Annotated in this window: 17 protein-coding genes and 1 pseudogene; 11 read left to right on the top strand and 7 right to left on the bottom strand. The window is 59.9% G+C overall.

Annotation, left to right across the window (positions count from 1 at the left end):
• Nucleotides 1-74: 74 nt before the first annotated feature.
• Nucleotides 75-1,298 (top strand): annotated as a pseudogene (locus FBY12_RS28095) (FIST signal transduction protein); the annotation flags it as partial.
• A gap of 195 nt (nt 1,299-1,493) precedes the next feature.
• The gene (locus FBY12_RS28090) at nt 1,494-2,171 is read left to right on the top strand and encodes a methyl-accepting chemotaxis protein (RefSeq protein ID WP_371927382.1); all 678 of its coding nucleotides are present in this window, start codon (nt 1,494-1,496) and stop codon (nt 2,169-2,171) included.
• Nucleotides 2,172-2,328: 157 nt separating this feature from the next.
• Here FBY12_RS28090 and punC read toward each other — a convergent pair whose 3' ends face one another.
• Nucleotides 2,329-3,528 carry a purine nucleoside transporter PunC gene (gene punC, locus FBY12_RS02075; RefSeq protein ID WP_145250641.1) on the bottom strand — a complete coding sequence of 400 codons (1,200 nt, stop codon included), beginning with the start codon at nt 3,526-3,528 and terminating at the stop codon, nt 2,329-2,331.
• A gap of 122 nt (nt 3,529-3,650) precedes the next feature.
• On the opposite strand from punC, the gene punR reads away from it, so the two are divergent.
• The 3 genes from punR (at nt 3,651) to FBY12_RS02060 (ending at nt 5,206) form a co-directional block, all read left to right on the top strand.
• Nucleotides 3,651-4,571: a DNA-binding transcriptional activator PunR gene (gene punR, locus FBY12_RS02070; RefSeq protein WP_145250639.1), complete on the top strand. Its 921-nt coding sequence runs from the start codon at nt 3,651-3,653 to the stop codon at nt 4,569-4,571.
• Nucleotides 4,572-4,637: 66 nt separating this feature from the next.
• Nucleotides 4,638-5,012 carry a hypothetical protein gene (locus FBY12_RS02065; RefSeq protein ID WP_145250636.1) on the top strand — a complete coding sequence of 125 codons (375 nt, stop codon included), beginning with the start codon at nt 4,638-4,640 and terminating at the stop codon, nt 5,010-5,012.
• A complete protein-coding gene (locus FBY12_RS02060) occupies nt 5,009-5,206 on the top strand; it encodes a helix-turn-helix transcriptional regulator (protein ID WP_145252290.1) in 198 nt (65 codons plus the stop codon). The genes FBY12_RS02065 and FBY12_RS02060 overlap by 4 nt, the downstream gene beginning before the upstream one ends.
• A 552-nt stretch (nt 5,207-5,758) precedes the next feature.
• On the opposite strand, the gene FBY12_RS02055 is transcribed toward FBY12_RS02060, so the two are convergent.
• The gene (locus FBY12_RS02055; RefSeq protein WP_145250633.1) at nt 5,759-6,685 is read right to left on the bottom strand and encodes a LysR family transcriptional regulator; all 927 of its coding nucleotides are present in this window, start codon (nt 6,683-6,685) and stop codon (nt 5,759-5,761) included.
• 138 nt (nt 6,686-6,823) lie between these two features.
• Between FBY12_RS02055 and FBY12_RS02050 the strand changes: the two genes are divergently transcribed.
• From FBY12_RS02050 to FBY12_RS02035, 4 genes are all read left to right on the top strand, one after another.
• Nucleotides 6,824-7,222, top strand: a complete 399-nt coding sequence (locus FBY12_RS02050) for a RidA family protein (RefSeq protein WP_145250630.1) — start codon at nt 6,824-6,826, stop codon at nt 7,220-7,222.
• A gap of 143 nt (nt 7,223-7,365) precedes the next feature.
• Complete coding sequence (locus FBY12_RS02045) at nt 7,366-9,666, top strand: FdhF/YdeP family oxidoreductase (protein ID WP_145250627.1); 2,301 nt, start codon at nt 7,366-7,368, stop codon at nt 9,664-9,666.
• Nucleotides 9,667-9,878: 212 nt separating this feature from the next.
• Nucleotides 9,879-11,255 carry a cystathionine beta-synthase gene (locus tag FBY12_RS02040; RefSeq protein ID WP_145250623.1) on the top strand — a complete coding sequence of 459 codons (1,377 nt, stop codon included), beginning with the start codon at nt 9,879-9,881 and terminating at the stop codon, nt 11,253-11,255.
• Nucleotides 11,252-12,430, top strand: coding sequence for a cystathionine gamma-synthase (locus tag FBY12_RS02035; protein WP_145250620.1), 1,179 nt, complete (start codon nt 11,252-11,254; stop codon nt 12,428-12,430). The genes FBY12_RS02040 and FBY12_RS02035 overlap by 4 nt, the downstream gene beginning before the upstream one ends.
• A 161-nt stretch (nt 12,431-12,591) precedes the next feature.
• On the opposite strand, the gene FBY12_RS02030 is transcribed toward FBY12_RS02035, so the two are convergent.
• Genes FBY12_RS02030 through FBY12_RS02020 form a run of 3 tightly spaced genes read right to left on the bottom strand, consistent with a single transcriptional unit; the run spans nt 12,592 to nt 14,494 of the window.
• Nucleotides 12,592-13,416 (bottom strand): DUF3618 domain-containing protein, encoded by an 825-nt coding sequence (locus tag FBY12_RS02030; RefSeq protein ID WP_145250617.1) that lies wholly within the window; start codon nt 13,414-13,416, stop codon nt 12,592-12,594.
• Nucleotides 13,413-13,844, bottom strand: a complete 432-nt coding sequence (locus FBY12_RS02025; protein WP_092269845.1) for a phage holin family protein — start codon at nt 13,842-13,844, stop codon at nt 13,413-13,415. The genes FBY12_RS02030 and FBY12_RS02025 overlap by 4 nt, the downstream gene beginning before the upstream one ends.
• Nucleotides 13,844-14,494, bottom strand: a complete 651-nt coding sequence (locus FBY12_RS02020; protein WP_121734193.1) for a hypothetical protein — start codon at nt 14,492-14,494, stop codon at nt 13,844-13,846. Before FBY12_RS02020 ends, FBY12_RS02025 begins: the two co-directional genes overlap by 1 nt.
• Before the next feature lie 274 nt (nt 14,495-14,768).
• On the opposite strand from FBY12_RS02020, the gene FBY12_RS02015 reads away from it, so the two are divergent.
• Nucleotides 14,769-15,992, top strand: coding sequence for a zinc-dependent alcohol dehydrogenase (locus tag FBY12_RS02015; RefSeq protein ID WP_121757379.1), 1,224 nt, complete (start codon nt 14,769-14,771; stop codon nt 15,990-15,992).
• Between the two features lie 177 nt (nt 15,993-16,169).
• On the opposite strand, the gene FBY12_RS02010 is transcribed toward FBY12_RS02015, so the two are convergent.
• Nucleotides 16,170-17,573 carry an MFS transporter gene (locus FBY12_RS02010; RefSeq protein ID WP_145250614.1) on the bottom strand — a complete coding sequence of 468 codons (1,404 nt, stop codon included), beginning with the start codon at nt 17,571-17,573 and terminating at the stop codon, nt 16,170-16,172.
• A 483-nt stretch (nt 17,574-18,056) separates the two neighbouring features.
• On the opposite strand from FBY12_RS02010, the gene FBY12_RS02005 reads away from it, so the two are divergent.
• Nucleotides 18,057-18,920, top strand: a complete 864-nt coding sequence (locus tag FBY12_RS02005) for a LysR family transcriptional regulator (RefSeq protein WP_371927362.1) — start codon at nt 18,057-18,059, stop codon at nt 18,918-18,920.
• Here the strand turns inward: FBY12_RS02005 and FBY12_RS02000 are convergent.
• The gene (locus tag FBY12_RS02000; protein ID WP_145250608.1) at nt 18,901-19,596 is read right to left on the bottom strand and encodes a class I SAM-dependent methyltransferase; all 696 of its coding nucleotides are present in this window, start codon (nt 19,594-19,596) and stop codon (nt 18,901-18,903) included. The two genes, FBY12_RS02005 and FBY12_RS02000, sit on opposite strands and share 20 nt — an antisense overlap.
• Nucleotides 19,597-19,799: the final 203 nt, after the last annotated feature.

Raw genomic sequence — 19,799 nt, 5'->3', positions numbered from 1 at the left:
CAGAATTATGAGTTTTTTGACCTAACGGACAAGTGGTCGCAAAAAACCATGCTGAAACGCTTCAGCTGTCGCCCATGCTGCCGATACATCACATCGCGCCGAACATACGTCACGTCACGCCTTCTTTTAAAACGAGCTCCCTCATGAACCCTCTGAACCTTTTCACCAAGGCCCGCGCCCATGCCCAAGGCACCGCGAGCGTGTCTTGCAGCGCTGGCGAACTCGACAATGCCTTGGCCGCGCTGCGCATTGCGCCGGTGTTGGTCACCGGGTTTGTTTCGCCGCATCTGGACATCGACCAGATCGCCGCCAAGTTGAAACGGCGTTTTGCCAACTGCGCGATCAGCCTCTGCACGACGTCGGGGGAGTTGAGCAACGGCGCGAGTTCGTTGTACTGCGCGACCGGCGAGCGCTGGGATCGGTTGGTGTTGCAGTTGTTCGACGCCAGTGTGATCGCCTCGGCAGAAGTGGTGATGGTGCCGCTGGAGTGCGAGGACATTCGCGGCGGTGGGCCGCGCATGGCGATGCGCGAGCGGATTGCGAAACTGGTGAACAACATTAAACACGCTCAGGTGCGCACACCGATTGATCATCGCGACACCTTGGCTTACGTGGTTTTCGATGGCTTGTCGGCGTCCGAATCGTTCTTTATGGAAGCGCTTTATGAGTCGGGGCGTTTCCCTTGCCTGTTCGTCGGCGGATCGGCGGGTGGCAAGTCCGACTTCAAGCAAACGCTGATCCACGACGGCCAGCGCAGTTATCAGAATCACGCGCAGATTGTTTTCCTGAAAACCGCAGCGGATGTGCGTTTCGGCGTGTTCAAAAGTCAGAATTTCCAACCGGCCGGGCTGAGTTTCAGCGTGCTGACGGCGTCGGTGGAAGATCGCACCATCGACCAGGTGATCGACAGTCGCGGCAATATCAAAAGCATGGTCCAGGCACTGTGCGATGCGTTTGAGTGCAGCGCCCAGGCGCTGGAAAACAAACTGGCGGATTATTCGTTCGCCATCCGTGTGGGCGACGAATTATTTGTGCGCTCGATTGCGCGCATCGACTATCAACAGCAAATCGTTCAGTTGTTCTGCGACGTCGCGCCCGGCGAAGAAATGGTCATGGTCAAGCGCACGCCTTTGCGCGAAGCCACGCGCGCCGATTACCAGAAATTCTTGCGGGGCAAAGGGGGTCAGCCGCTGGCGGCGATTCTCAACGACTGCATCCTGCGCCGACTCAACAATGGTAATGATCTGGTGAGCATGGCCGGGATTTTCGGCGAGGTGCCGCTGGCCGGTTTTTCGACGTTCGGCGAGATTCTGGGGTTGAACCTGAACCAGACGCTGACCGCGATATTCTTCTTTCGCGTGGCCAAGGGCGCCACGTTTGCCGATGAATACGTCGACAATTTCATCGCGCACTATGGCGAATTCAAAGCGTTTTTCCTGCGCCGGCAGATCAACAAACTCGCCGGCTTGAACCACGTTGTGGTCAAGCAAATCATGGCGTTCAAGGAACAGGATTTCAGCAGTGCGCTGGACACCCGCGGCCTCGACAGCACGATTCTGCCGGTGTTTGACGGCCTCGCGGACTTGGGTCAGGTGTTGGCCCAGGCCCGTGCGCAGCAAGAGCAGATGTCGACGCAAATCAAGCATTACTCGGGCGAGTTGCACCATTCGATGGATGACTTGGCCGGCACTATCGACCGGCAGAACACCGTGGCCACGCAGGCCGGGACCACGGTTGAGCACTTGGCCACACAAGCAGGTGAAGCGGTGGTCGGCGCTCGCGCGTTGGCCGGTTCGAGCCTGCGAATTCAGTCGATTGTGCAAGTGATCCAGCAGATCGCCGGGCAAACCAATTTGCTCGCGCTCAACGCCGCAATTGAAGCGGCGCGCGCCGGCGAGATGGGCCGAGGCTTTGCCGTGGTGGCGGACGAAGTGCGCAAACTGGCGGAAATCACCCGAAAGAATGCGGCGGAGATTGGCGTCGACATTGATTTGCTGTCGGGCGAGATCCAGCGGGTGGCGCAGCAGATCGAGGACCAATCTGTCGCGGTCGAGGCCTTGCGCGAGATGCTCGACGTACTGGAAGAGTCGAGCCGCACTACCGAAGGAACGGCGCAACGAACCAAATCCATCGCCGACACCTTGACCGGGCTGACACACGCGACGGTATAACCCACAACACAATCCTTGTAGCAGCTGGCGCAGCCTGCGTCCGGCTGCGAAGCAGTCGTAAACCCTCAACGCGTAGTCTTTCTGAAACACCGCGTTTGCTGATTTTACGACTGCTGCGCAGCCGAACGCAGGCTGCGCCAGCTGCTACAAGGGTTGCTCAGTGGGTTTTTCCGGCTTGCCCAAACTGTTGAACCTGAACGCATTTGCGCCGCTGAATCCAATAACCCAACAGCGCCATCGGCACTGTCGCGAGCATCACTACCACGGCGATTTGCAGCGGTCGCTCGATCCACGTCGACACCAGCAGGCTCGCGGCAAAGCACAGACCCAGCTGCAAGGCGTTCTGTAACGCCGCCGCTTTGCCGGAGTTTTCCGAGAATGGCGTCAGAGCATTCGTCACGATGATCGGGAAACTGGCGCCGTTGACCAAACCCATCAGGCAAAACGGGATCAGCAAAGTGGTCAGTGTCGGCGTGGTCAGCGTCGCGACCAAGTACAGCGCGACCAAGCTGACGCAGTACGCGAGGATCAGCCACGGCAACATCAGGTTACCGCTGATGCGTTGCAGCAAGCTGCGGCAACTGAAGCCACCGATGAGGAAACCCAAGGTCGGCAAGGCGTAGCTCAGGCCGATGTCGTTGGGGCTGTAACCCATGCCGCCGAGGATGAACGGTGACGCGGTCAGCCAAGCGAAGAATGCCGCCGAGCTGGCTGCGTAGATCAATACGTTGCCGCTGAACGCCGGTGATTTGAGGATTTGTCCGAAGCTGATGCGTGAACGTTCGCCGTTGGCTGTCAAACGTTTCGGCGTGGCTTTGAGCAGCGCGGTCGGCAACAGCAAACCGACGCTGATGCACAGCAACACGGTGAAAATCGCCTGCCAGCCAAAGTGATTAAGCAGCACCGCGCCGAGTAACGGCGCGAGCGCGGGTGACAGCGACATCAGCGGAATAATCGCAGCGAACAGGCGATTGGCCTGATGTGGCGGATAGCGATCGATCACCAGCGCTTGCCAACTGACCGCCGCCGAACACACGCCGATCGCCTGAATGAAGCGCAGTGTCCACAGTTGCACCGCGGTTTCGACCCAGAACATGCCGAGGCAACCCACGGCGAACAGGCTCAGGCCCATCAACAGCACCGGTTTGCGCCCGATGCGGTCGGACATCGGCCCCCACAACAATTGGCCGACTGCGAAACCGGCGAGGAAAATGCTCAGGCTGGCGCCCACCGCGCCGGCCGACAAATGCAGGTCGCTGCCGATCACGCCGAACGCCGGCAGGTACATGTCCATGCCCAAATAGCCGAGCATGCTCAGCCCAATCAAGTAGCAGGTGAAACCAAACGAGTTTTTCATCAATGCCCTAACTGAATCTTCAATCAAATAATTTGTTAGCAGCGTGGCATTATCGGCAATGAGCTTTTACTGTGAAGCGATAATAATTGGACGTTTCTATCAATATTTTTGAAGGCAACTGAATGTGGTCTGAATATTCCCTCGATGTGGTTGACGCTGTAGCCCGGCACGGCAGCTTCAGCGCGGCGGCGCAGGAGTTGCATCGCGTGCCGTCGGCGGTCAGTTACACGGTGCGCCAACTCGAACAATGGCTGGCGGTGCCGCTGTTTGTGCGGCGTCATCGCGATGTCGAGCTGACGCCGGCCGGCAAACTGTTTATCGAGCAGTCACGCGGCGTGATGAAAGCCATGCTTGACACCCGGCGTCGCTGCCAGCAAGTGGCCAATGGCTGGAGCGGTCAGCTGCGCGTGGCGGTGGATGCCATCGTTAAACAGCAGCGCTGCCGGCAATTGGTGCTGGATTTTTATAAACAGTTTCCCGACGTCGAGTTGCTGCTCGGTTACGAAGTGTTTAACGGCGTGTGGGATGCCCTCGCCGACGAGCGCACCGACATTGTCATCGGCGCCACCAGCGCGGTGCCGGTGGCGAGTCACTACAGCTTCCGCGACATGGGTCTGTTGAACTGGCTGTGTGTCGCCAGCGCCCGCCATCCGCTGGCGGCGCTAAACGGTCCGTTGAATGACGATCAACTGCGCCCCTACCCCGCGCTATGCATGAACGACACTTCGCGCCACTTACCTAAACGCGATACCTGGGCGCTGGACAATCAACGACGGCTGGTCGCGCCGAACTGGGCCTCGGCGCTGGATTGTCTGGGTGAAGGTTTGTGCGTGGGCATGGCGCCGGCGCACTTGGTGATGCCGCTGATCGAGCAAGGTCAATTGGTCGCGCTCAATCTGCAGCGGCCGTTCGCCGCCAGCCCGTCGTGCGTGGCGTGGAACCAGAACAAGCATTCGCCGGCGATGGCCTGGTTGCTGGATTACCTGGGGGATGCCGAGACGATGAATCAGGAATGGTTAAACGGCGAGCGCGCTGATACGTAAAGCTCCCTTTACATCGTTTAAATCTTCGGCGAGTATGTAAAGCACCTTTTACATCAGGACGATGAAATGAAACGCTATTACACCGAATTGGGCGCTGCACTGACGCTTTACGTGATCATGTTGATCGGCTCGATAGTTCTGCTGCAAAACCTGGAAAACGCCGGCACGCCGTTGCGCATTGTTATTACGCTGATGCCGGTATTGCCGGCGGGCCTGATGTGCTGGGCGATCGTGCGCAATCTTCGGCAGATGGATGAAATGCTTTTGCGCATCCAACTTGAAGCGCTCGGTTTTGCTTTTGCAGCTTCCGCGTTACTGACCTTCAGTTATGGCTTTCTGGAGAATGTCGGGTTTCCGCATCTGTCGTGGACATTGGTTTGGCCGGTGATGGGTTTGATGTGGATCATCGGCTTGCAAGTTGCCAGACGTCGTTATCAATGAAGAACCAACTCAAGGAACTGCGCGCCGCCCGCAAGTGGTCGCAAGTTGATCTGGCGGCGCTGTTGAACGTCTCGCGGCAGACGATCAACGCGATTGAAAACGGCCGCTACGATCCGAGCCTGCCGCTGGCGTTTCAAATTGCGCGGGTTTTTCAATTGCCGATTGAAAGCATCTTTGATGATGATGCGCTTTGATTGAAACCAGGCTTCTCAATCACCGTCGCCAGAATCGGAGAGCTGCGGGGGCAGGACTTGCCCGCGATGGGCGGTAATGCGCTGAGCCTGATGCTTCGCGGCGCCTGCTTCGCGAGCAAGCTTTGCTCCTACAAGATCAAAAACAGTGCGTGCCTACCAGGAATTCTGTGGCGAGGGGGCTTGCCCCCGTTCGGCTGCGCAGCAGTCGCCGAACCAGCGCTCGCGGTACTCCAGACAAAACGCAACCAGAGGTCTTGGGGCCGCTGCGCGCCCCAACGCGAGCAAGCTCGCTCGCCACGGGTTTTGGGTTTGGCGTGGCTCCGATGGGGGTTGGTAGATAGTTGGGGCCATTCTGCCCGCCACAATCAACAGCCCAACAACAACCCTGTGGCGAGGGGGCTTGCCCCCGTTCGGCTGCGCAGCAGTCGCAAAACCAGCGCTCGCGGTACTCCAGACAAATCGCGATCACCGGTTTTGGGGCCGCTACGCGCCCCAGCGCGAGCAAGCTCGCTCGCCACAGGTTTTGGGTTTGGCGTGGCTGCGATGTGTTTTCTAGCGTTTGTCGGGCGCGACGATTGGCGCGTGTTGCGCCATTAACTCCGCGATCCAGTCAATAAACACTCGCACCTTGAGGCTAATGTGCCGGTTCGGCGGAAATGCCACGTACAGCGGCATCGAATCCAGCCGCCAATCCCTAAACAATCGCACCAACTCGCCGCGTTCTTCGTGCGCCTTGGACATGTAATCCGGCAACCAGAAAACCCCCATCCCGGCCAGGCCCGCCGCCAGGTAGGCGTTGCCGTCATCGACCGCCAGCACGTAGCGGCCGGTGATCTGCAACTGCTCCGTGGCGCTGCGCATCGCGTACGGCAACGCCCGGCCAGTGCGGGCCCAGAGGAAACCGATCACCCGATGTTCGGAATCTTCCAGCTCTCGTGGATGCAGCGGCGTGCCGAGCCGGGCCAGGTAACTCGGCGCGGCGAATACGCCGAGCTGCAGGTCGCCGACTCGCCGCGCCATCAAGGACTGATCGATAAGCTCGCCGCCGCGCACTACGCAATCGACGTTCTCGCCGATGATATCGACGATGCGATCGCTGACGCCCATGTCGATCTGGATGTCCGGGTAACGCGCGTGAAACGCTGGCAATGCCGGCATCAAAATCATCCGCGCCAACGGGCTCGGCACGTCCACGCGCAATCGCCCTCGGGGCAACACGGCGGCGCTCGACAGGCTGGTTTCGGCATCGTCCATGTCAGCCAGCAGGCGCAGGACCCGTTCGTAAAACACCGCGCCGTCGGCAGTCACGTTGACCTTGCGCGTGGTGCGGTTGAGCAGTTTGACCCGCAGCCGCGCCTCCAATTGCTGCACCAGTTGCGTCACGCTGGTTTTGCTCATGTGCAGCGTCTCGGCAGCCTTGGTGAAACTGCCGGTTTCCACCACTCGCGCAAAGGCCTGCATCGCGTCAAAACGGTCCATAGCGCCTCGGATTGTTTGGGATTGGCAAACAGTGATGGCTAAGGTTGCCGGTTTATCGGGTCGGCGCAAGTGCCTAGAGTCAGCTCATCGTTAACCCCGGGTCGGACCTGACCCTGATGCACTTCTGGAGGCACCGTTATGACACCGCGTGATGTAGTTTTCCCCGCTGGACGCCAGGCACTTTATGACATCAACCGCTACTCGCCAGCGATCAGATCCAATGGCTTTTTATTCGTCTCGGGGCAAGTCGGCAGCCGCGAGGACGGCTCGCCGGAACCGGACCTGCAAACCCAAGTGCGCCGCGCCTTCACTAACCTCAATGCAATCCTCGAAGCGGCCGGTTGCACGTTCGACGACGTGATTGATGTCACCGGATTCATCGTCGATCCCGCGAAAAACTTCGAAGCAGTCTGGGCCGTGGTGCCGGAGTTTTGGGGCAACGCGCCGCACCCGACACTGACCTGCATCGGCGTGACATGGCTGTACGGCTTCGACTTCGAGATCAAGGTCATCGCCAAATTGCCGGAAACCGCCTGACCCGCAGGCAAAACCCACGGCGAGGGAGCCTGTGCCCTCGCCCAATCGGCCGCAGGCGGCTTTCATAATTCTTCTCGAACCTTTTAAAACACGCCCCCGTCCTAGCTCTATCAACTTGCCGATAAAGCCTGCCGGAGTGGCCGATGCTCATTCATCCGAAAAAACATTTTCACCCCTACACCCACGCGAGCGGCGGCTGGGGTTCGGCGCAATCGGTGATGAAAATCCTCTGGCGCGAACAGGCGTTTGCCAAAGGTTCGGTGGCGTTGCTGAAACAGAACAAGCCGGATGGTTTTGCCTGTGTCAGTTGCGCCTGGGCCAAGCCCGGACGGCCGCATGCGCTGGAGTTTTGCGAGAACGGCGCCAAGGCCACTGCGTGGGAGCTGACGTCGCTGAAAACCGACCCGGCGTTCTTCACCCGGCACACGCTCACCGAACTGCGGCAATGGCCCGATTACGATTTGGAGCAGCACGGGCGGCTGACTCATCCGCTGCGTTACGACGCGGCGAGCGACCGTTATCAGGAAACGTCCTGGGACGAGGCTTATCGCGAGATCGGCGCTCAGTTGCAGACGATGCAGCCCGACAGCGTGGTGTTTTACGCCTCGGGGCGCGCCTCGCTGGAAACCTCGTTCATGTACCAGTTGTTCGCCCGCGCCTACGGCACCAACAATTTGCCCGACAGCTCGAATATGTGCCACGAAAGCACTTCGGTGGGTTTGCAGGAAAGCATCGGCGTGCCGGTCGGCACGGTGACGCTGGATGATTTCGAGCACACCGATTGCCTGTTTTTCTTCGGCCAGAACGTCGGCAGCAACGCGCCGCGCATGCTTCATCAGTTGCAGGACGTGCGCAAACGCGATGTACCGATTATCACCTTCAACCCTTTGCGCGAGCGCGGTCTGGAGCGCTTCGTCAATCCGCAATCTCCCACGGAAATGCTCACGCCGGCATCGACCCTCATCAGCACCCAATACCACCAAGTCGCGATTGGCGGCGATACCGCAGCGCTGATCGGCCTGGCCAAGGTGTTGCTGGACATGGAGGATCGCGCGCCGTCGACCATTCTTGATCATGCTTTTATCGCCGAACACACCCAGGGTTTCGAGGCCTTCGCGAGCATGGTTCGCGGCTGTCACTGGCAACAGATCGAACGCCAATCCGGCCTGAGCCGGGGCGCGCTGGAAGCGGCGGCGACGGTGTACGCGCAGAGCGAACGGGTGATGTTCATTTACGGCATGGGCATGACCCAGCACCGGCACGGTGTGCAGAACGTGCAAATGCTGGTGAACCTGCTGCTGATGCGCGGCAATTTCGGCAAACCCGGCGCAGGGATTTGCCCGGTGCGCGGGCATTCCAACGTGCAGGGCCAGCGCACGGTGGGTATTACCGAAGACCCGAAAAAAGTCCCGGTCGAGTTGATCGAAAAGCAATTCGGTTTCAAGGTTCCGGAGCAAATGGGCCTGTGCACGGTGGACGCCTGCGAAGGCATCCTCGACGGAAAAGTGCGCGGTTTTATTGGTCTGGGCGGGAATTTTTTAAGGGCGATTCCCGACACTTCGCGCATGGAGCCGGCGTGGCAAACCCTGGATTTGAATGTGCAGATCGCCACCAAACTCAATCGCACGCACTTGATCGCGGTGAAGAATCAGTGGCTGTTGCCGTGCCTCGGTCGCATCGAAATCGACCGGCAAAACGGCGTCGCGCAAACCTGGGCCACCGAGGACAGCACCGGTTGCATCCACGGCTGGCACGGCAGCGCCGAACCGGTCAGCCCGCACGTGCGCGCGGAGGCGAGCATTATTGCCGGCCTGGCCACGGCCGCCCTGCCCTCCGCCAGTTCCATCGATTGGCTGGGCTGGAGCAGCGACTATTCGCGCGTGCGCTCAGCCATCGCCAACACCTACCCGCAAATCTTCCACGACATGGAAACGCGCATGGCCGAACCCGGCGGTTTCCATCGACCCATCGCAGTGGCCAAACGCGAATGGCTGACCGAGAGCGGCAAGGCGCAGTTCGTCACGCCGGGCACGCTGAATGAAGATGACGACGTCAGCCCCGGCGACATTCCGCGCGATGTGCTGCAACTGATGACGCTGCGCAGCAACGATCAATTCAACACGACCATCTATGGTTATGAAGACCGTTTCCGTGGGATCAGCGGCACGCGTGAAGTGATTTTCATGCATTGCAATGACATCGCGCGGCTGGGCTTCAAGGTCGGCCAACGGGTGTTGCTGACCACGGCGATCGAGCCCGAAGTGAAGCGTCAGGTCGGGCCGCTGGAGATCGTCGCGTATGACATTCCCGAAGGCTGCGCGGCGGCGTATTACCCCGAATGCAATCCGCTGGTGCCGCTGTGGCACCACGCCGAACGCAGCAAAGTGCCCGCCGCGAAATCCGTGCCGATCCGCCTGAGCCCGGCATCCGCCCAACCCCTGTAGGCGCGAGGCTTGCCCGCGAAGGCAGTGTGTCCGTCAACATCATTGTTGCTGGTACGGCGCTTTCGCGGGCGAGCCTCGCTCCTACACGGTGCAGTTGCTTGCGGCTGAGGGCATCCCGGCCTATGGTCGTAGGCAGATTTGCCAGGCAATGATCAGCAGCGTTTTGCTATCAATGGCTGGCCATCCAGTGCAAATCCACAGGAGGTGAAAACATGCCAGACAACACCCGCCCCGCCGTGCTCGAACTGATCGGCAATACGCCGCTGGTGCGCGTCAGCCGCTTCGATACCGGGCCGTGCACACTGTTTCTGAAACTCGAATCGCAGAACCCTGGCGGTTCGATCAAGGACCGCATCGGCCTGGCGATGATCGACGCCGCCGAGCGCGATGGTCGCCTCAAACCCGGCGGCACCATCGTAGAAGCCACCGCCGGCAACACCGGCCTGGGCCTGGCGCTGGTCGGGCGCGCCAAGGGTTATCGGGTGGTGTTGGTGGTGCCGGACAAGATGTCCACCGAGAAGGTCTTGCACCTTAAGGCAATGGGCGCCGAAGTGCACATCACTCGCTCCGATGTCGGCAAGGGTCATCCCGAGTACTACCAGGACGTCGCCGCGCGTTTGGCCAAGGACATTCCCGACGCGTTTTTCGCCGACCAATTTAATAACCCGGCCAACCCGCTGGCCCACGAATGCAGCACCGCGCCGGAGATCTGGGCGCAAACCCAGCATGACCTCGACGCAATTGTGGTCGGCGTCGGTTCGGCCGGGACGTTGACCGGCCTCACCCGTTTCTTCAAGCGCGTACAACCGAACCTGCAAATGGTCCTCGCCGACCCCATTGGCTCGGTGATGGCCGAATACAGCCGCACCGGCACTCTCGGCACGCCCGGTTCGTGGGCGGTTGAAGGCATCGGCGAAGACTTTATTCCGTCGATTGCCGACCTCTCCAGCGTGCGCCACGCCTACTCGATCAGCGACGAGGAAAGCTTCGATCACGCGCGCCAGTTGCTCCGCGCCGAAGGCATTCTCGGCGGTTCATCGACCGGCACCTTGCTCGCCGCAGCCCTGCGTTATTGCCGCGAACAGACCGAGCCGAAGCGCGTGGTCACGTTTGTCTGCGACACCGGCACGCGCTATCTGTCGAAGGTCTACAACGACCAATGGATGAACGATCAGGGCCTGCTCAAATACAAACATTACGGCGATTTGCGCGACTTGATCGCGCGGCGTTTCGAGGACGGCCGGGTGATCAGCGTCGGCCCGGATGACACCTTGCTCACGGCGTTCCAGCGCATGCGCCTGGCGGACGTTTCGCAATTGCCAGTGCTGGTCGACGGGCAGCAACTGGTCGGCGTGATTGACGAGTCGGATATCCTCCTCGGCATGCAGGAAGACGCCTCGCACTTTCGCATGACCGTCGCCAGCGCCATGACCGGCAAGTTGCAAACCTTGCCGCCGAGCGCCAGTCTGGCGCAACTGCAAGCCGAACTTGATCGCGGATTGGTAGCGATCATTGCCGACGCGGCGGGCTTCCACGGTTTGATTACGCGCGTCGATTTGCTCAACCATTTACGGAGATCCCTTACATGAGTCAACACGATGAAACCGGCGCGCCACGCGCTTTCGCCACTCGGGTGATCCACGCGGGCCAGGTTCCGGACCCGTCGACCGGCGCGCTGATGCCGCCGATCTACGCCAATTCCACGTACCTGCAATCGAGCCCCGGCGTGCACAAAGGCCTCGATTACGGGCGCTCGCACAACCCGACGCGCTTTGCTTTGGAGCGCTGCGTCGCCGACCTTGAGGGCGGCACCCAGGCGTTCGCGTTTGCTTCCGGGCTGGCAGCGATTTCCACCGTGCTCGAGCTGCTGGATGCCGGTTCGCACATCGTTTCCGGCAATGACTTGTACGGCGGCACTTTCCGTCTGTTTGACAAAGTACGCCAACGCAGCGCCGGGCACAGTTTCAGCTACGTTGACCTGACCGATCTGTCGGCATTCGAAGCCTCGCTGCAGGACGACACGCGGATGGTCTGGGTCGAAACCCCGAGCAACCCGCTGCTGAGCCTGACCGATCTGGCCGCCATCGCCCGCGTCTGCCGCGCGCGGGGCATTATCTGCGTCGCTGACAACACCTTCGCCAGCCCGTGGATTCAGCGGCCGCTGGAGTTGGGTTTCGACATCGTCGTGCACTCGACCACCAAATACCTGAATGGCCACTCTGATGTAATCGGCGGCATCGCTGTCGTCGGCAACAACCCGGATCTGGCCGAGCGCCTGGGCTTTTTGCAGAATTCGGTCGGCGCGATTTCCGGTCCGTTTGACGCCTTCCTGACCTTGCGCGGCGTGAAAACCTTGGCGTTGCGCATGGAACGCCACTGCAGCAACGCGCTGGAATTGGCGCAATGGCTGGAAGCTCAGCCGCAGGTGTCGCGAGTTTATTACCCAGGGTTGCCGTCGCATCCGCAGCATGAGTTGGCCAAACGGCAAATGCGTGGGTTTGGCGGGATGATTTCGGTGGATCTGAACACTGACCTGGCCGGTTCGAAACGCTTTCTGGAGAACGTGAAAATTTTTGCGTTGGCGGAAAGTCTGGGCGGCGTTGAGAGTTTGATCGAGCACCCGGCGATCATGACCCACGCAAGTATTCCGGCGGAAACGCGAGCGCAGTTGGGCATTGGTGACGGCTTGGTGCGGTTGTCGGTGGGCGTCGAAGACGTGGAAGATCTGCGCGCAGATTTGGCGCAGGCGTTGGCGATGATTTAAGCGGCGCGAGCTGAAAGATTCACTGCTGACAAATAACCTGTGGCGAGCGAGCTTGCTCGCGCTGGGGTGCGAAGCGGCCCCAAAAGGGACTGCTGCGCAGTCCAACGCGAGCAAGCTCGCTCGCCACGGGTTCGGTGTCGGGCGTTAACGTCTTCTGTGCTTTATGACGTACCCAAACCCTGCGATAAATCCGCCGGATTAGCCGGATTAACCCGAGGCTCCGTTTGCGGTTTCGCTTCGGGATCGGTGTGTTCGGTGGTCCTTGTCACCGTATCGCGTACCGCTTCAAACCCCTCCTGCGCCTGATGTTTGACCTTGTCCGCCAAGTCCGCGCTGGTCTTGCCCAGATAACGACGCTCAACCGTGGTCGATGGCAGCGCCGCGCCCAATAGCGCACCAAACGCGATGCCGGCAGCCGCGACCATCAGCGGTTGTTCTTGCAGCAGATGAGTCAATTGTTGCCCGGCCACTTGCGTATTGCGCCGCAGTTTCTCGCCGGCATCGTGCGCGGCATGGCTGAGGTTTTCGGTCGCAGCGCCGAGGCGATCACCCGTACTGGCGGCCTTGTCCTTCAACGATTGATAACCGTCCTTCAGCGAATCGCCTGCCTGATGCAGCCGGTCGCGCGCGCCATCAATGCCGTCCGCCAAACCGTCGACCCACTCGCTGGCAGTATTTTGATCCGGCCCGACGCGATAACCCGGCCGCGCGGTTGGCGGACGATTCTGGCTGACCATCAACCACAGCAATCCCACCGAGGTCAGCACCGCCGGCACCGGATTATTGCGCACGCTGGTGCCCAGATTGGTCAGGAACGTGGTGCCGTTGCTTTGCATCATGCCCAGTGCCTGATCGAACATCTGCCCCGGCGTGAACTTGCTTTCCAGCGCGTCGACAATGTGGCCAATGCTTGCCCGTTGCGCATCGATTTCGCGCTCGATGGTTTCCGGACTCTTGCCTGCTTCAGCTTCAAATTCGCGGTTCATGACACTCTCCTGCGCAGCGCTTCCTGGTCTTTATTCAAGGCATCCAGCGTGCGATCCGGCTTGAAATGGGACGGCTCGAATTGCTTTTTGCCCGACTGCAACATGGTGAAGCCAATGATCATCACCACCACGCCGACAATCAGCGCAGCCAGCCATGGCGCCATGAACATGCTGAGTCCATAAACCGCCGACATCAGCAAAATGATCAAACCGGCGAGCAACACAATCGCGCCGCCGGCAACCGCCGCCACGCCTGCTTTAAGCGTGGTGAGACTGGCCTGGAATTCAGCCTTGGCCAACGCCAGTTCCTTGGAAAACAGCACCGGCACTTCGTGGGACAACTGGCGCAACAACCCGACAATCGAAGCGTCCTGCTCAGCCGCTGGCAGCGGTCTTGAACCCGGCAGTTCGGTATCTTGCTTGTTCATCACAGTTCTCCTCGATTGGCTGGCGAAATCGGTGGCTGGGTCGTCGCGAAGTCCGACGGATGTTCGTATTCACTCGGCGCTGCGGGCGTGCTGCCGGTGGCTAGACCGGGGTTTGGTTCGGCGCGTGAAGGCACGGACGTTTCGTAAGGGCGCTGGGCGCCGAAACCCGCTGCGGGCGGCACGGAATGCCCGGCAGCCGGGTCCTTTTCACTGGTCGTCGTCGCCGCCGCGCTGGTGCCTGCTTTGAGGAAACGCGACAAACCGAAGCCCAGCGCAATGCTGCCGGCGACAAACAATGCCGGGTTATTGCGCGCCAGTTCGGCACCGTCGTGCAGCAGTTGTTCGGCGCTCTTGCCACGCAGATTTTTCGCCAGGCCGCTCATCGACTCGGCGACATCCGCAAGGTAATCGGACATGCCCAAAGCGTCCTTGTCTTCCATGCCGGAAACGAAGGATTTTGCGCCTTGGGCCAAGGCCTCGATCTGCTCCGCAGCGCTGTCGCGGTATTGCCCGAATTGCGCATCGGCCTGTTGCCGGGCGTTGCCGAGCACCTCGGTGACATCCTCTTTCAAGTGATCAAATTGCTGTTCAGGCTTTGCATTGCCCTGACCATCGGCCTGCGTCCCAGCCCTGTTATCTGAAGTATTCATGGCTACCCTCGCCTTGCGATTTAACAAGCGTTTTCGGGTCTGCCACGAATCAGCCGCAGCTGCCCTTATTGATGATGACGAAGCGCCGTTGCCGGGAGTTCCAAGAAAATGATGAGCGACACAACAAGTCGGACGCATGACCCTTCACGGTTGGCGTAATTGATCACTGAGGACCGCTAGTCCCACTTGTTTGCAACTCGCTTGAACTTCCAATCGCCAATGCGCCTCTCCCACTTACCATCCAGAAATCAGCAAATGAAGGGAGCAGGACATCATGAGAGCACTCACCTACCACGGTGCGAACGACGTCAAAGTTGACACTGTTCCCGACCCGGTAATCGTCGACAGCGATGACATCATTCTGCGGGTCACGGCGACGGCGATCTGCGGGTCGGACTTGCACCTCTATCGCGGCAAAATCCCCACGGTGGAACACGGCGATATTTTCGGCCATGAGTTCATGGGCATCGTCGAGGAAGCAGGCTCTGCGGTGACCGCCGTGCAACCCGGCGACCGCGTGGTGATCCCGTTCGTCATCGCCTGCGGCAGTTGTTTCTTCTGCGAAATGGACTTGTTCGCCGCGTGTGAAACCACCAACACCGGGCGCGGCGCGATCATCAATAAAAAGTCGATTCCGTCCGGCGCTGCGCTGTTTGGTTTCAGCCATATGTACGGCGGGATTCCCGGCGGTCAGGCTGAATATGTGCGTGTGCCGAAAGCCAATACCGGGCCGTTCAAAGTGCCGGGGACGTTATCCGACGAGAAGGTTTTGTTTCTGTCGGACATCTTGCCGACGGCCTATCAAGCGGTGACCAACGCCGGTATCGGCAGCGGCTCCAGCGTGGCAATTTTTGGTGCCGGGCCGGTGGGATTGTTGAGCGCCGCGTGTGCACGGATGCTCGGCGCCGAGCAGATTTTCATGGTCGACCACCATCCGTATCGCCTGGCGTATGCGCAGAAAACCTACGGGGTGATCCCGATCAATTTCGATGAAGACGACGACCCGGCCGACACGATTATTCGCCAGACCAAAGGCATGCGCGGCGTCGACGGCGTGGTGGATGCGGTGGGTTTTGAAGCCAAGGGCAGCACTACTGAAACGGTGCTGGCGACGTTGAAACTTGAGGGTGGCAGCGGCAAGGCGTTGCGTCAGTGCATTGCTGCCGTGCGGCGTGGCGGGACGGTGAGTGTGCCGGGGGTTTATTCCGGGTTTATCCACGGCTTCATGTTTGGTGATGCGTTCGACAAGGGCCTGACGTTCAAAATGGGCCAGACGCACGTGCAGCGATTCTTGCCGGAATTGCTTGAACACATCGAGACCGGGCGACTCGCGCCGGAGGTCATCATCAGCCACCGGATGTCGCTGGAACAGGCGGCTGAAGGCTACAAGATGTTCGACAAGAAAGAGGACGAGTGCCGCAAAGTCATCCTCACGCCCGGCGATGCAGCGATTGCCTTGCCGGACAGTGATGGCCCGTTTGGTGCGCTGGCGTCCTGATAACCCCAAACCGTAGGAGCGAGGCTTGCCCGCGAAGGTGTCTTCAAATACGCCAAAAGCTTCGCGGGCAAGCCTCGCTCCTACAGGGGATCGGTGTCGTTCACAGATTTCGTGCACACCTCCGACCCATGTAGGAGTGAGCCTGCTCGCGATCAGGCCATCACAGCCAACCTCAACTCAGAGATCAGTAATTTCCTTGTGACGCGGCACCAGCGTTTTCATCACGCTCCACGCCACCAGGTATGCCACGGCGCAGATCGCAAACATGATCATGTAGCCGGTATGAATATCGTTGATCGACTTGTAGTAATCGAACACCCAGCCACCGATCTTGGTCATCACCACACCACCCAAACCACCGGCCATGCCGCCGATGCCGACGACCGAAGCCACGGTTTTCTGCGGGAACATGTCGGACACGGTGGTGAAGATGTTGCACGACCACGCCTGATGCGCCGAGGCGCCGATACCGATCAACAACACCGGAATCCAGAAGCTGATGTAGCCGAACGGCTGCGCCAGCAACACCACCAACGGGAACAGCGCGATCACCAGCATGGCTTTCATGCGGCCGTCATACGGTTTGTCGCCGCGTGACATGAAGTAGCTCGGGAACCAGCCGCCGCCGATACTGCCGACCATGGTCATGCTGTAAAGCACGGCCAACGGGATGACGATGTCCGGGCCTTTCATGCCGTACTGCGCGGCCAGATACGTCGGCAGCCAGAACAGGAAAAACCACCACACGCCGTCCGTCATGAACTTGCCGAAAGCAAACGCCCAGGTCTGGCGATAGGTCAGCAACTTGAACCACGAGACTTTTTTCGCCGGCGCATCGGACACCGGGGTGGCGATCACGTGCACCGGTTCGTCGCTGCGGATGTAAGCCAGTTCCGCCGCCGACAAGCGCTTCTGCTGTTCAGGTTTCTGATACAGCGCGATCCACACCGCCAACCACACAAAACCCAACATGCCGATCACGATAAACGCCGCTTCCCAGCCCCACAGGCCGGCAATCAACGGTACGCAAATCGGTGCCAGAATCGCGCCGACGTTGGCCCCGGAGTTGAAAATGCCGGTGGCGAACGAGCGTTCTTTCTTCGGGAAATATTCGGCAGTCGCTTTGATCGCGATCGGGAAGTTACCCGCCTCGCCAATCGCCAGCACCGCCCGCGACAACATGAAACCGGCAATCGATACCGGAATCACCGCGAGACCGAATGCGCTGCACACCGCCGCAATGCCCTCGCCCATCGGCACCGAAAACGCGTGCATGACGGCGCCCGTCGACCAGATCCCGATCGCCACGACAAACGCGGTTTTGGTGCCGATTCTGTCGACCACGCGACCGGCGAATAACATCGAAATCGCATACACAAACTGGAACACCGACGCGATGTTGGCGTAGTCGGAGTTGCTCCAGCCAAATTCCGTCGACAAACCCGGCGCCAACAGGCTGAGCACCTGGCGGTCGAGGTAGTTGACGGTGGTTGCAAAAAACAACAGCGCGCAGATCGTCCAGCGATAGTTGCCTACGGCTTGGCCGACGCGTTGCGCATTGATGGGCTCGTTCAGATTCATAGCATCACTTTATTATTGGACTAGGGTGATGAGCTCTCGACAACCAGTGAGAGCGTGCAGGCACAGGCGCTCCAGGCGCAATGGCCGGAGTCGATGCGGTGCAAGTGCTATGGCGTGTGGGGCGGGCCTGACTGGGCGCAGTGGCAAGCCGTCAGGTGCGAACCGCTGGGGGCGGCGTTCAGCGAAGCGAGGACGCAGGTTGGATTCATGATAGGCCGACACTCTTTTTTATTTTTAGTGTGTAACAGACTCAATATCGTCTGTCGTCGTACAACTGCGCCTTTTATATCGACATGAATACCCGGCTGTCAATCTGAAAAAATGGCCGTTCGTCATCGAACGGTCATCGGATTATTTGCCTGTGCGCATGCCAGGCATTGGCTGCAAGGCGTTAGCTGGTGCTTTGTTCAGCCGCTTAACACGGAGCGGGAACAAAATTTTGTTGTACGACAACGCATATCAACTACGGTCGATTTGCTGCATGTGCATCTCAGACATCCGCTCGCCGTGCACCGTCAGTTGCGCGAATTGCAACCGGCGCTGAGCCGCACTATTCGCAAGCTCGAAAGCCGATTAGGCGTGCAATTGCTGACCCGTAGCACCCGCAGCGTCTCGCCCACCGATGCCGGCGAGCGTTTGCTCGGGACCATCGCGCCACACTTCGACGGCATTGAAGCCGGGCTCGCCGACCTTGAAGAATTGAGCGGCAAACCGGCGGGCAACTTGCGCATCACTTCCGTCGAGCACGCCTCGGCGACCATTCTGGCGCCGGCAGTCGGCCAACTGATGCTCGACTACCCGCAGGTGAGCGTCGAAATCAACGACAACTACGGTTTGGTCGACATTGTCGAACAGCGCTACGACGCAGGAATTCGCCTTGGCGAACAGGTGGCCAAAGACATGATCGGGGTGCGCATCGGCCCGGATTTTCGTCAAGCGGTGGTCGGTTCTGCGGCGTATTTTGCGCGTCGACCGCCACCGAAAACGCCGCACGATTTGCCCGCGCACGTCGGCATCAATCTGCGTTTGCCGACATCGGGGGGATTGTGGTCGTGGCCGTTTGCCAAGAATGGGCACGAACTGAAAGTCCGCGCGGAGGGTCAGCTGATCTGCAACACGGTGCCGCTGATGCTGGACTTCGCCCTCGCCGGAGTCGGACTTGCTCATCTCCCGGAAGATATCGTCGAACAGCATATCGAGGCCGGCCGGCTAGTGCGCGTCCTCGAAGACTGGTGCCCGATGGTCAGCGGCTACCACCTCTATTATCCGAACCGGCGCCAGCCCAAACCGGCGTTCAGGCTGTTGCTGGAAATATTGCGTTCCAACCTCACGTCAGCAGCGCGGTAATCCATCGCGCCTGCTGCGCGATTTCTTCCAACGTCGACGCCGGCACTGCCTGCCGCGCCTTGGCGAAACCGCTCAGGGTCCTGTGCTTCTCGCGCAGGATGCGCTGCCATTTGTCGAGGAATTCCGGGCTGCGGGCCTGCATTTGCAAAGGACCGAAGTACAATTCTTCGGCGCTGTAGGTCACTGGTTCGGCGCGCTCGGCGACGATGATTTCATAGTAGAAACGGTTTTCCCGCAGCAGTTCTTCGCAGAGGATTTGGTAGCCGTTGTCCATCAGCCACTGGCGCAACGGCTGCTCGCCGCCATTGGGTTGCAGTATCAGCCGTTCATTGCCGCTGAGGCGCGATTGGCCGCAGTCGAGGATGTCGCGAATGGTCTCGCCGCCCATGCCGCAAATGCTGATCGCGTTGATCGCGTCGCCGGGCTCGATCGCCGCCAGGCCGCTGGCATGGCGCACGCTGATCTGCGCGTCGAGGTCGCTCTCGCGCACGGTTCGCTGCGCTGCATTGAACGGCGTCAACGCCACCTCGCCCGCCACCGCCGCCGCGATCAGGCCTCGGCGCATCAACGCCACCGGCAAGTAGCCGTGATCCGAGCCGATATCAGCCAGCCGCGCGCCTGCCGGCACATGCGCCGCGACACGCTCAAGACGCATCGACAATGTGTGTTCGTTCAACTGCAATTCCTTTTCACCACGGACGCCGACACACACGCCGGATCGGGGCGCGACTCTGTCGAGCAATGCCGGGCGTGTCAACTTTATGCGACAAGCGCCTTGAATTTCACCACCAAAACACAGTCCCTGTAGGAGCAAAGCTTGCTCGCGATGACGGCTGAACATTCAGTATCGATGTCGAATGCCAAACCCCAATCGCGAGC

Source organism: Pseudomonas sp. SJZ131 (genome assembly GCF_007828705.1).
GTDB lineage: Bacteria > Pseudomonadota > Gammaproteobacteria > Pseudomonadales > Pseudomonadaceae > Aquipseudomonas > Aquipseudomonas prosekii.
This window is presented reverse-complemented; position numbering and strand designations above follow the sequence as displayed.